This window comes from Microbulbifer rhizosphaerae (assembly GCF_014191725.1).
Classification (GTDB): domain Bacteria; phylum Pseudomonadota; class Gammaproteobacteria; order Pseudomonadales; family Cellvibrionaceae; genus Microbulbifer; species Microbulbifer rhizosphaerae.
Genome location: NZ_JACHWZ010000006.1, coordinates 256,022 through 268,103 on the forward strand (window position 1 = coordinate 256,022; position 12,082 = coordinate 268,103).

General features: G+C 63.1%; 9 protein-coding genes. 1 reads left to right on the forward strand and 8 read right to left on the reverse strand.

The features are described from left to right. Positions 1-40: 40 nt before the first annotated feature. The 4 genes from FHS09_RS08590 to FHS09_RS08605 form a co-directional block, all read right to left on the reverse strand. Positions 41-4,057, reverse strand: coding sequence for a translocation/assembly module TamB domain-containing protein (locus tag FHS09_RS08590; RefSeq protein ID WP_183458766.1), 4,017 nt, complete (start codon positions 4,055-4,057; stop codon positions 41-43). A 1-nt stretch (position 4,058) separates the two neighbouring features. After that, positions 4,059-5,843 carry an autotransporter assembly complex protein TamA gene (locus FHS09_RS08595; protein WP_183458768.1) on the reverse strand — a complete coding sequence of 595 codons (1,785 nt, stop codon included), beginning with the start codon at positions 5,841-5,843 and terminating at the stop codon, positions 4,059-4,061. Positions 5,844-5,895: 52 nt separating this feature from the next. Next, positions 5,896-6,270: a hypothetical protein gene (locus FHS09_RS08600; protein WP_183458770.1), complete on the reverse strand. Its 375-nt coding sequence runs from the start codon at positions 6,268-6,270 to the stop codon at positions 5,896-5,898. Between the two features lie 276 nt (positions 6,271-6,546). Continuing rightward, positions 6,547-8,520 carry an acetoacetate--CoA ligase gene (locus FHS09_RS08605; RefSeq protein ID WP_183458772.1) on the reverse strand — a complete coding sequence of 658 codons (1,974 nt, stop codon included), beginning with the start codon at positions 8,518-8,520 and terminating at the stop codon, positions 6,547-6,549. A 163-nt stretch (positions 8,521-8,683) separates the two neighbouring features. On the opposite strand from FHS09_RS08605, the gene FHS09_RS08610 reads away from it, so the two are divergent. Next, entirely contained in the window at positions 8,684-9,700 is a 1,017-nt protein-coding gene (locus FHS09_RS08610; protein WP_246394668.1) for a LysR family transcriptional regulator, read from the forward strand. On the opposite strand, the gene FHS09_RS08615 is transcribed toward FHS09_RS08610, so the two are convergent. The 4 genes from FHS09_RS08615 to FHS09_RS08630 form a co-directional block, all read right to left on the reverse strand. After that, entirely contained in the window at positions 9,679-10,614 is a 936-nt protein-coding gene (locus FHS09_RS08615) for a hypothetical protein (protein ID WP_183458774.1), read from the reverse strand. The two genes, FHS09_RS08610 and FHS09_RS08615, sit on opposite strands and share 22 nt — an antisense overlap. Continuing rightward, the gene (locus FHS09_RS08620; RefSeq protein ID WP_343057448.1) at positions 10,614-10,976 is read right to left on the reverse strand and encodes a PadR family transcriptional regulator; all 363 of its coding nucleotides are present in this window, start codon (positions 10,974-10,976) and stop codon (positions 10,614-10,616) included. The genes FHS09_RS08615 and FHS09_RS08620 overlap by 1 nt, the downstream gene beginning before the upstream one ends. Before the next feature lie 177 nt (positions 10,977-11,153). After that, a complete protein-coding gene (locus tag FHS09_RS08625; RefSeq protein WP_183458776.1) occupies positions 11,154-11,630 on the reverse strand; it encodes a Dps family protein in 477 nt (158 codons plus the stop codon). A gap of 104 nt (positions 11,631-11,734) precedes the next feature. Then, positions 11,735-11,998, reverse strand: a complete 264-nt coding sequence (locus FHS09_RS08630) for a hypothetical protein (RefSeq protein ID WP_183458778.1) — start codon at positions 11,996-11,998, stop codon at positions 11,735-11,737. Positions 11,999-12,082: the final 84 nt, after the last annotated feature.

A 12,082-nucleotide genomic window follows, 5' to 3' on the forward strand; every position in this document is an offset into this window, starting at 1 on the left:
CCCGCGGGGGAGAGGGGAGCCAAGTCCCGAGTCCCCAGAACTAATAGTCCTTCTTCCACTGCAACTCCACACTGCCGGCGCCACTTTCCCCCTCAGCGGCGGATTTGATCTCCAGGCTGAGATTGCGCCTTAGCTCTATCTCCATTTCCGCCTGCCAGGGGTTGAGGGGGTCGGTGCTGCGCTGCAGTTCGATGTAGATGCGGTTGGTGATGTATTTGCCCAGGCTGAGGGCGTACTGGTCCTGCTCGCCCTCGGCGGCCTCCTCCTGCTGGATATCCAGGGTGTCCACCCCGAGCAGGTCGCGGGTCTTGGCCAGGGGGTCGAAGGTGGGGCCGCCGCTCTGCAGGGTGCGCACCACGCCGACCAGGCGCACCGCCTGCAGCGGTGAAATGTCCGACAGCGACTTGCCGAACAGCAGCTGGGCGAATATTTCGTCCTGGGGCGCGGCGGGGGAGGAGCTGAAGGTCACATCCAGGTCCCGGGTGGTGCCGGTGATTTCCGCGGTAATCTCCCCGTCGCTGTATTCGTGCACCCCCTTCACATAGATGGCCGCCTCGTTGTTTTCGAACTGCACCTGCCCCTCCTGCAGTTCGAAGCGCTTGCCCAGCAAGTCGAAACTGCCGCGCACGATGCGCAGCTCGCCGGCGGCGCGCGGTTTGGCCGCGGTACCGACGATATCCACCTTGCCGCGCAGTTCCGAATCCAGCCCCAGGCCGCGCACGTAGGACTGCTGGTCCAGCACTACCTGTATCGCCAGGGCGATATTCTGCAGCAGCGACGGCGCCCGCTCCGGTTGCGAGCCTTCCAGGTCCAGGTCCACTTCCACCACTTCGATCTCCGGCACGCTACTGCCGATCAACTGCTCGATCTGCACTTCAAGGGGCCGCAGAGTGAGCACGCCCGCCAACTGCGCGTCCCCGGTGTCGCCGGTCAGCGCCAGTTCGCCGGAGATGGCGCCGCGCACTGCCGGAGTGTTGAGCAGGTGCGCCCTGTCAGCGTGCAGCCTGAAATCCAGCACCGGCGGCACGCCCTCCGCAAAGCGCACCGCGCCGGCCAGGCTCACGCTGCCCTTTTCCGTATCCTCCGCTCGGGCCCGCTCGATGCGCCACGCCTCCGGGGTCAGCCGCGCGGCGAAGTCGATGCGGCGCAGGCGGGTGCTGGTGGGGCGGTGTTCATAGGAGCCGTTTTCCAGATCGACGTAGCCGTGCATATTCGGACGCTCACTACTGCCGTCGGCATTCAGTTGGAAACGCAGCTGCCCACTCATGGCGTGGATCTCCGGGTCGATAAATGCCGCTACCACCGCGAGGTCCGCGCTGCCGCTGCTGTCCAGTTTCAGCGGCAACGGCGGCTTCAGCGCGCCGGGTGATGTGTCCGCAAACAGCTGCTCCAGTATCGGCGCCACCGCCAACCGGGCGCGGGCATCGATGGCGCGCCGCGCGCCGTGGCGGGCGTCCAGGGTCATTTGCAGGTTCTCCCCCTCGGTATGCCAGTCGAACACCAGTTCCAGGGACTGGGCGGATTCACCGCGGCCCGGCGCCTGGCTCAGCAGCTTGAACTCGCCTTCCAACTGGGGACGCTGCGGGCTGCCGGCGGCGGTGGCCGACAGAGTCACCTCTCCCCGTTCGGTGATATCCGCCGCCAGCCATTCGTCAAAATCCGCCAGTACCGCCCGGCCGCGCACTTCCAGGTCCAGCCGCTGCCGGTCCAGGCTGCCGTGGGCGGACAGCTGGTTGCGCTCCGCCCACACCAGTTCCACTTCCGACAGCGCCACCCGGCCACCGCCGTAAGCCAGGTCCCCCTGCAACTGCCAGTGCTCGCCGCGAAAAGCTCCCAGCCCCAGGACCTCGGCGTGGGCCTCGGGATTGGCGAAGGGGCCGGAGAACTCGCCGTCGATACTGATTTCGCCCTCCAGGGTTGGGGGCAGTGCCACCCCGGCCAGTTCCGCCAGGGACACCGGGATATTGCGCCCGGCCAGCCGGCCCCGGGCCCGCGCCGCCCTGGGCTCGATAGTGCCGTCCACTTCCAGCCATGCGTTGCCATCGCGGCTCAGTCGCTCTGCGTCCGCGGCCAGGGTGGAAACGCGGCTTTGCTGCGGGCTGGGGTTTTCCTCGGGCTTAGGGCTCCCGGGCTGAGAACGCTCAGAGATCAGCGACTGGGGGCCGCGCAGGGGTTGGGCGCTGACGCGGCGCGCGCCGCTGTCGGCGAACAGGTCCAGGCGCAGCCGGTCCAGGTCGATCTTGTCCAGGTCCCCGGTGGCACCGCCGCGCAATTGGTAGCGGTAGTCGCGATAGCTGCCGTCGGACCGGATACGCGCGGATAGCCGGGGTTTTTTCCAGGGACCGGCGACATCCATCTGCGCGGTCATATCCATGGCGACACCCTCGGCGGCGACCAGGCCCAGTTGTTCGGCCGGGCGAAAATCCGCTGTATTTACCTTCAGGTTCAGGTCCAGGCTCTCACCGGCGATATCCACAGTACCGTCGCCGTCGATATGCAACCGCTCGCTGTCCAGCAGGATCTCGCTGAGGATCACCCGGTTGAGATCACCCCGGGCGCCGGCCCGCAGTTGGGCATCCAATTGTCGGTAGACCAGGGCGGCATCCAATTGTGCGGTCAGTGCCGGGTTTTTCCACGGGCCTTTGGCGGACAGTTGCAGCCGCTGCACGCTGCCGCCCAGGTCGGGCGGAATTTCCACCTCCCCGGTCTGCGGCAGCGCTGCCAGCAGTTCGCGGATACTGTCCAGCGCCAAGCGGTGAATTTCCCCCTTCAGATCGATGGACTCGCCGGTGATATCCACGCTGCCCCGCGCTGCCAGTTTCGCGTCCGCCAGCGTCACTGTGGCGGTGTCGATAACGATTATCTTGTCCCGGGTCTGCACCAGACCCTGCAGGCGCAGCGGCTTGCCGCTGTAGTGGCTGTTGAGGTCCAGGGTGCCGGATACTGCCGGCAGCTTCAGCGACCCCTTGATCTTCAGGTCGGCGGAGAGATAGCCGCCCTCCAAGACATCCTGCCAGGGACGGGAGATCGCCAGCGGCAGTCGGTTGAACTGGATTTCCGCGTCCACCATTTCCCCACTGACGGTGCCGGCAATGTGGTGCCGGCTGTCGTCGACACGCAGCTGCAAACCTTCGGTGGCCAGTTTCCAGGGGGACAGTGTCAGCGCCGCGCGGCCGGAGAGTGAAAAACGATGCTGCACCAGCGGCAGGGAAAAGCTTTCGATATGCAGCAGCAGTTGGTCGTCTCCCGGCTGCCAGAGGGCGATATGCCCCTCGGCGTCCAGGGCCTGCCCCTGCGGCAGTTGCAACAGGGTACCGACAAAGCCCCCGGGATTTTCCTTCGCCGAGAATTCCAGCACGTAGCGCCGGTTCTCGACCTCCCTGCCCTCCAGGATCAGCTGCAGGCCGGCGCCGTTCAGTTCACGCACTTCCAGCTGTATCCCCGCCGGTTCACCCTCCCACAGATAGCGCCCGCTGGACCTGACCGAGACCGCCGGCAACCCGGCCAGGCGCCGGTCGATCACCTGCAGACGGTCGATCTGCAACGAACCGAGGCGCCCGGCGGGCGGGGAAAAAGCTTTCTCCTCGGCTGGCTCGACCGCATCGCGGGCCGCCTGCCTCTGCGCTTCCAGCAACTCCTCGAGCACATCGTCATTGAAAACCAATTCCTCCGCGCCGATCTTCTCGATATCGATACGGTTGCCGATCAATCCGCCGAGGCTGATATCCACCTCCAGCCCGCGCCCCTCCAGCAGAACCTCTGAGCCGTAGTGGATTTTCAAGCGGGAAAAAGTCCAGCCGCCCAGGTGTTCGCTGCCGATTTCCCCCGTCTCGATCCTCAGTTCGGGAACCAGTTTTTCAGTGACGTAAACGGTGCCGTGGGTGAGCAGCACCCGCCCCCATTCGGTGCCCAGTAGCAGTAGCAATGCCAGCGGCAGGGCGAGCAGCAGGCTGAACAGCAGCGAGCGCCGCTCGCCCAGGCCGGGCCACAGGCTGTGCGCCGCCGAGCCCAGGGCGCGGACGACACTGGAGAGATAGGCTGCGAGTGCGCTCCACATATCAGAACGCCTGGCCGAGACTGACGTAGACCTGGAGCCCATCGTCGAGGCCTTCGCGGCGGTCGAGTGGAACGGCGAGATCCAGGCGCAGGGGCGCGAAGGAGGTGAAATAGCGCACCCCTACGCCGGCGCCCCAGAAGAGATCGGAAAAATCCGGACTGGGGTCCGCATAGGCGTTGCCACCGTCGACAAACAGCACCCCGCCCCAGGTGTCGCTGAAGCGGAAGCGGCCCTCCAGGGAAATCTCGCTGAGGCCGCGACCGCCGATGGGATCGGAGAGGGTCGGTTCGCCGCCCGGTTCTTCCGGCGGTATCAGCAGGCGCGGGCCCAGGGCCTGGTAGCCGTAGCCGCGCACCGAGCCGCCGCCACCGGCGTAGAAGCGCTCGTCCGCGGGTATCTCCAGGTTGTCGATACCGGAAATGATCCCCGCCCTGGCACGCACCGCCAGCGTGGGTTCATAGCGCACCTGTTCCGCGGTCTTGTAGCCGGTGACCACCAGGATACTTTTCACGAAGTGGGTGTCGTCGTTGTTCAGGTCCACATAGGGTTTGACTTCCAGCGCCGCGGTGGCGCCGTGGCGCGCGTCCAGCAGGTTGTCGGTGGTGTCCCATTTCAAGCCCAGGGGAAAGGACAGCAGGCGGTAGTTCTCGGTGGTGCCCTCCTCTTCGTCCACCCGGCTGAATTTGAGCTCGGCGCCCACGCCGGCGGTGCGGTGCTTGCTCAATTTGCGGCTGACCGCGGCTCCCACGGTAAGGGATTCGGCGCTGTAGGAATCGCGCTCCTCGTTGGAGAATTCCGTCTTGGCGGAAAAGTTTTGGTCGTCGCGCAGGAAGCGGGGCACCAGCAGCTGGCCTTTCAGGGTCTGCTGCACCGGGTTGATTTTGCTCGCGATCTCGATTTTTTCCCCACGGTGCAGCACATTGCGGTGCTCCCAGCCGGCGGAGACGCCGGCGCCCTCGCTGGAGGTGTAACCCACCCCCAGTTTCACCGTGCGGTGACTGCGCTCCTTCAGCACGAAGGTGATATCCACCCGGCCTCCGTGAGGACTGGACACCTCGCTGTTGACGCCGGCGATCAGGTTGGTGCGCAGCAGGCGCAGGCGCGCGGCATCGATCTTGCTGCGGCTGAAACAGTCGCCACTGTGGATCTGCAGTTTCTTGCGCAGGAAATCCGGCTCCACCGAGGTGAGCCCTTCGATCCTCACCTCACCCACCACCACCTCCGGGCTCGGCGCAACAATATATTCCAGGCGGGCGGCGGCCTCGCTGTGGATTACCGTGGCCCGGTAACCGACATCGATATCCAGCAGGCAGGCATTCTCACCCAGATACTTCTCGATCGTCTCCACACCCTTGAGCACCTTCTTCGCTTCCAGCGGATCGCCCTCGCGCAGGGGCACACCGCCAAAACCGCGGCGCAGGCGTTCCGGCATATCGATGGAGAGACTCTTGATACGGTATTGGGGGCCGGGGTTGACCTGGTAGAGGATCTTGCCGCCGCTCACCGACTGGCGCACGCGGGCGGAGTAATAACCCCGGGAGCGCAGCAACTTTTCCAGGGAGCCGCGTTCGTAGCGGGCCACGTCGTGGGGGTCTTCGTAGGCCTTGAGCTGGCTGCTGCCCTTGCGCAGTTTTTTCAGCTCCTCGCGCAGCCATTCCCTCAGGGCTTCGTTGCCCTGGATGCGCACTTCAAATCCGGGCAGACGGTCGAAGAACGGAACGGCCAGCGCCGGCTGCAGCGGTATCACCAATAACCCCGCCAACAGAATACCAATTAAAACTCGCAATGGATTCGCCTGTTGTTCCGATACTTCCGCCGGTGAGTCGCCGGTTCTTCTGTTACGGCCGGGGGACAGCCTGCTCCATCAGCGGGTTGCAGTTGCGGATAATGACGCGTCCTTCGAGCAGGTTGCCCTTGGAGTATTCGGAAAAGATGCACTCGTTGGTCTTGGGATCGAAATTCTCGATCCACAGATTGTCGTCCTTCCAAGTAGAGCCGAGATGGCGCTGTCCATTCGGCACCTTGATATGCATAACGCCGCCAAAGCGCTTCACGAATACCTGCTGGTAGTGGAAGTAGTAAGCGAGCCAGCCGGCCAGGAAAATAACACCGGCGACAATGGCGCCTTTGCCCAGGTGGCCCAGGCGGCTACCGGCGAAGAGGGCGAGAACGACGAGGGCGATCACCGCCGCCCAGTAGAGATAGGTAACCATAGGCATTCGTCCGTGAGGATTTCGGGATTGATATTGCGCGTTAGGGTAGCGTATTTGGGTGGTTGGTGGCGAGTGGTTGGTGGTCGCCCCTACACCTTCGATCAGGCGCCAGCCCCGATGCGAATGGCGCTAAGTTAAGGCTTTGGGGCGGACCTGCTACCGGGGGCCGGCCGGGAAAAGCGCCTGCGGCTGGTAAACAGACCGATGAGGCTTTTTCCCGGACGGCCACCGGCAGCAGGGCCGCCACAGGATTGGCTGGAGGGAGAAGTCTGGGCGTCACTCCGTCGCCAGCTCGGGCAGGTTTTCGTAGAGCTTCAGCGCTTCCGGATTCGCCAGCGCCTCCACATTCTTCACCGGTTTGCCGTGCACCACATTGCGCACGGCCAGTTCCACGATCTTGCCGCTGATGGTGCGGGGGATATCCGTCACCTGAACCACCTTCGCCGGCACGTGGCGCGGGGTCGTGTTCGCCCGGATGGTGCTGCGGATTTTCTGGATCAGGTCGTCGTCGAGCTGGACGCCCTCGCGCAGGATAATGAACAGCACCACGCGCACGTCGCCGCGCCATTCCTGGCCGATGCAGATGCTCTCCAGCACCTCCTCCACCTTTTCCACCTGGCGGTAGATCTCCGCGGTGCCGATGCGCACGCCGCCGGGGTTGAGCACCGCGTCGGAGCGGCCGTAGATAATCATCCCGCCGTGCCCGGTGATCTCCGCGTAGTCGCCGTGAGCCCAGATTCCGGGCCAGTTCTCGAAGTAGGCACCGCGGTACTTGGCATCATCCGGGTCGTTCCAGAAGCCGGTGGGCATGGAGGGGAAGGATTTGGTGCACACCAGTTCGCCCTTTTCCCCGATCACTGCTTTTCCCTCCTCGTTCCAGACTTCCACCGCCATGCCGAGGCCGCGGCACTGCAGCTCGCCGGCGTACACCGGCAGCACCGGGTTACCCAGCGCGAAGCAGGAGACGATGTCGGTGCCGCCGGAAATGGACGACAGGCACAGGTCCGCCTTGATATCCCGGTACACATAGCGGAAGCCCTCGTGGGCCAGGGGCGAGCCGGTGGAGAGCAGCGCGCGCAGTTTTTCCAGCTTGTGGCTCTCGCGGGGTTTGCGGCCGGACTTTTCCAGCGCGGCGATATATTTGGCGCTGGTGCCGAACACGCTGATGCCCTCCTCGTCCGCCATGTCCCACAGACTCTCCGCTGCGGGATAGAAGGGCGAGCCGTCGAACAGCACCAGGGTAGTGCCGCAGGCGAGACCACTCACCAGCCAGTTCCACATCATCCAGCCGCAGGTTGTGAAATAGAACAGCGCGTCGTCGCGCTTCAGGTCGCAGTGCAGCCGGTGCTCCTTCAAGTGCTGCAGCAATGTGCCACCGGCGCCGTGGACTATGCACTTGGGCACCCCGGTGGTGCCGGAGGAGTACATGATATAGAGGGGGTGGTTGAATTCGGTCTGCGCGAATTCCAGGGCCCGCCCGGGCGCGGCGGCCACAAAATCTTCCAGCGCAACCGCCTTGTCCAGGGATTCAATGGCCGCCGCGGTTTCCCCGGCACTGCGCGCCACCGGTACCACCACCAGTTTTTCCAGCGAATCGATGCGCGCGGCAATTTCCTTCAGGCGCGGCAGCGAGTCGATGATCTTGCCGTTGTAGAAGTAACCCTCGCAGGCGAACAGCACCCTGGGTTCCACCTGGCCGAAGCGGTCCAACACGCCGTTGATACCGAAGTCCGGTGAGCAGGACGTCCAGACGGCGCCGATGCTGGTAGTGGCCAGCATGGCCACCACGGTGTCGATCACATTGGGCATAAAGCCCGCCACCCGGTCGCCCTGCCCCACCCCCTGGTCGCGCAGGGCGGCGGCCAGTTGCTCCACTTTTGCATAGAGATCTGCATAGCTCAGCTGCCGGCGGCTGCCGTTTTCCAGCCGCTCCACCAGGGCGATCCTTTCGTCCCGGTAGCGCAGCAGGTTCTCGGCGAAGTTCAGCCGCGCCTCCGGAAACCACTGGGCACCGGGCATTTCATCACTACCCAGGGTCTGTTCGCCGCGCTCGCTGGCGATCACCCCCGCGAAGTCCCACAGGGTGTTCCAGAAATCCTCGCGCCGGTCCACGGACCACTGATAAAGCGCTGTATAGTCCGCCAGTTCGAGCTGGTAGCGCTCGTTTACCCGGCGGCGGAACAGGTCCATCTGGGTGGCGGCGATGGCTTCGGGCGTGGGCTGCCACAGGGGCTGGGAGTTGTTGCTCATCTCGGCTGACCTTGTCCGTTCATTATTCTCAAGGGTCGCACATTATTGGCGACTGTATTGTCGGGGCAATCATGCCTTGGCCTGACTGTTAAAAACAGTTTAAACTTTTTAACATTCATTAACTTTTATTTAATAGCTTAATCCTCCCTTGTAGGAGCGGCCGTTGGCCGCGATCAAACTCGCTTCGCAGCACCATCGATCGCGGCCAACGGCCGCTCCTACAAAGGGGCAGGGTACCGAAAAGGAGGTTTGCCTGAGCGCCACCGTCAAACAACTGCGCGCTTTCGTCACCGCCGCCAGGACCCGCAGCCTGGCCGAGGCCAGCGCCCAGTTGCATATCTCCCAGCCGGCACTGTCGGTGGCGATCCGCAATCTGGAGTCCGCCGCAGGCGGGCCGCTGTTCAACCGCGACAGCCGCCAGCTGGCACTGACGCCGGAGGGGCGGGAATTCCTCGATCGCGCCGAACAGCTGCTGCGTACCTGGGACCAGTCGCTAGATGCCATCCAGCAGCGATTCCGGTTGCAGCGCGGGCAGCTGTCGCTGGCGGTGATCCCCGCCTTTGCCTTCAACCGACTACCCGACCTGCTGGCGCGGTTTCACAACCTGCACCCGGAAATCAACATCCTGCTCGAGGATATCGTGATGGAGCGGGTGCTGCAGGCGGTGTTGGAAGGGCGTGTGGAACTGGGCATCAGCTTCAGACCGGACGACCTGGCGGGGCTGGAATTTGTGCCCTGCGGTGAGGATCGTTTTGTCGCTGTGCTGCCACCGGGCCACCCGCTGGCACAGCGGAAGTCCCTGCGCTGGGCGGACCTGGCGGCGGAACCCTTTATCGCCATGAACCGCGGCTCCGCGATACGCCGCTGGACTGATCAGGCTTTTGCCAGTAGCGGAAAAGCGGTGCGCCTGCTGTGCGAGGCCAACCAGCTCAGCACTATCGGCCAATTGGTCAGTGTGGGCCTGGGCGTAAGTGCAGTACCCAGTCTGTGCGAAAGCCAGATGCGCGATTGTGGGTTGAAATGCCTGCCGCTGTCGGGGCCGGTGGTGGCGCAGCCGGTCGGTGTACTACTGCGCGGCCGGGGAGACATCTCGGCGCCGGCACAGGCCTTTCTCGAGTTGGTCACAGGCAAGCCGAAGGAGCAACCGCCCTCATCCGCTCAGCCGGGCGAACGCAAATAGAGACGAACATTCTTGAGCAGATCCCAGGCGGTTATCACCAGCGCTATGCCGGTGATGATCCGCCAGTTCTTCAATGGCATTTCCCACTGGTCGGCAGCCGTATCGCCCCACTGAAAAGTGAATACCTGCTCCAGGTTGAACAGCAGCGCGAGCAGCAGCAGCCAGCCGGCATTGAGGAAAGCGTCGGCGACCAGCTTCCCCCGGGTCCAGAAGGGGGAGAACAACTTGCCCAGGGCCATCAGAATGCTGAGCCCCGCAGCAATATTCAACCAGGGCAGCAGCGTCTGCACTCCGGCGCTAAAGACAAACCTTGCACCGCCCTGCAGCGAGGTAAAGACATCGTTCAGCCACGCCATAAAGAGCAGTATCGCGACCAGCTCGGCCGCGCTTTCGAACTGGCTGATGCGATGGTCCGGGTCGGCGATCCGCGGCAGTTTGCGCGGATCCCATTTGCCGAAGAAATCGCTGTAGCTGATGCTTTCGCCGGCCAGGTAAAAGCCGAGGGTCACCCAGGCAAAGCTGTACAACCCGGCGTCGAAAGTGCCGGTCAGCCAATGCACGGCGGCGCGGGTAAAGTCCGGCTCCGGCTGGCTGAACAAGCCGAGCGCGGTGACTACACCGTTGGTGATGATCACCACCAGGAACACCCATTTCAGCACCTGGATGTACAGAGGGAAAAGAGCCTCGCTGACCAGGGTCCTGTGCGGCCGGTAGGCCGCTGCCACCTCCATCGGGTGCCCCCTCCGTTTCAACTGGCTCAGCACCTCCGCTTCCGTCGGTGCGCGCCCCAGGCTGTCGGCCATGTCGTCGCACTGGTCCCGCAGGTCCGAGTAAAGTTCACTGCCGACGTCTTCCCGCATCCCGCCCGGCAGATAGGTTTTCACGTTATCGACATAGCGTTGCAGCCAATCCATCACGTTTTCTCCCCGAGTTGTTCAATGGCGCCGTTGAGCTTCCGCCACTCCGCCGCCATCTGTTGCAGGGCGGTTTCGCCGTCTTCACTGATTCGGTAGAAGCGCCTTTTGCGGCCGTCCTGGAGCTTCCACTCGCTGGTCAGTAGCCCCTGGTCCTCCAACCGCCTGAGCAGCGGATAGAGAGTTCCCTCGTCCATTTCCAGGCCAATGGCGGCCAAGCGTTTGCGCAGGGAATAGCCGTAATGGGAACTGCCCAGCGCCCGCAGCACGGCCAGGATCACCACCCCGCGGCGCATTTCCATAATCAGTTTGTTCAGCCGGTCCGGCGCAAGCGTCACCTCGCCCTCCATACTGTGTATCACACAGTACTTACTGTGCATCACACAGTAATCGAGTGCAAGAGCAATTTTGCACCGCGGAGGAAGAATCGGGGATTGGGTTAGGATTGGGTTATTGGGAGACTATGCAGAAGCAGAGGGGCGAACGCAAAGTTCGCCCCTGGACGGGTGGCGAATACCGCATGCTGAATACCAAAAGTATTATTGCGTCATCGCCCGCAGCATCCAGGCAGTTTTCTCATGCACCCGCATACGGTCGGAGACCAGCGCGATGGTGGATTCATCGTCGCCCGCCTGGGCGGCCTTGAGAGCATCCCGGCAGGTTCTGACTACCTGCTCGTGGTTCTGGGTGAGGATCTCCAGCATCTCCTCCGCCGGTGGTACCTGCTCCACCTCCTTGATCGAACCCAGTTCGGAAAAGGCGCGGTAGGTACCCGGCGCCATTACGCCCAGGGTGCGTATCCGCTCGGCGATATCGTCCACCGCCGTGGCCAATTCCGTGTACTGTTCCTCGAACATCAGGTGAAGCTGGCGGAACATGGGGCCGGTGACATTCCAGTGGAAATTGTGGGTCTGCAGGTAGAGGGTGTAGGTGTCCGCCAACAGCCGCTTCAGCCCCTGGGCGATTTTTTCCCTGTCCTGTGCGCCGATGCCGATATCGATATCGATATTGCTCATGCTCAAACTCTCCGTTTTCGAGGGACAAAATTCATTGGGACCATGGTAATTGGCCGGAAACCTCCTGGAAACTTAATAAATTAAAATTCATTAATAGCTATTAGCTATGGATTGCCTTGCGCCAGATAACCCGCATCCACACCGAACCAGAAGCTGCCATCCGCCTTATTGAACATCATATGGCGCACGTTGCCGCCGCTGGGTACCTCAGTGGCGCTAATAAACTTTTCCGTCGCGGTATCGAAACCGAGAATGTGGTTGGGAATCACCCCGGTATCGGCGATCCACAGCCGGCCCTTGTCGTCCAGTGCGGTGCCGTAAGGGCGCGGCGCGTCTCCGGGAAGGCGCCACTCGGTAAACCCAATCATTGCATAAATTTCATTGCCTTGTGATCAGGCCACATGCTTCAGCCGGTTCATATAATGCAACAACTCGGATTTGACCGTGGGGTT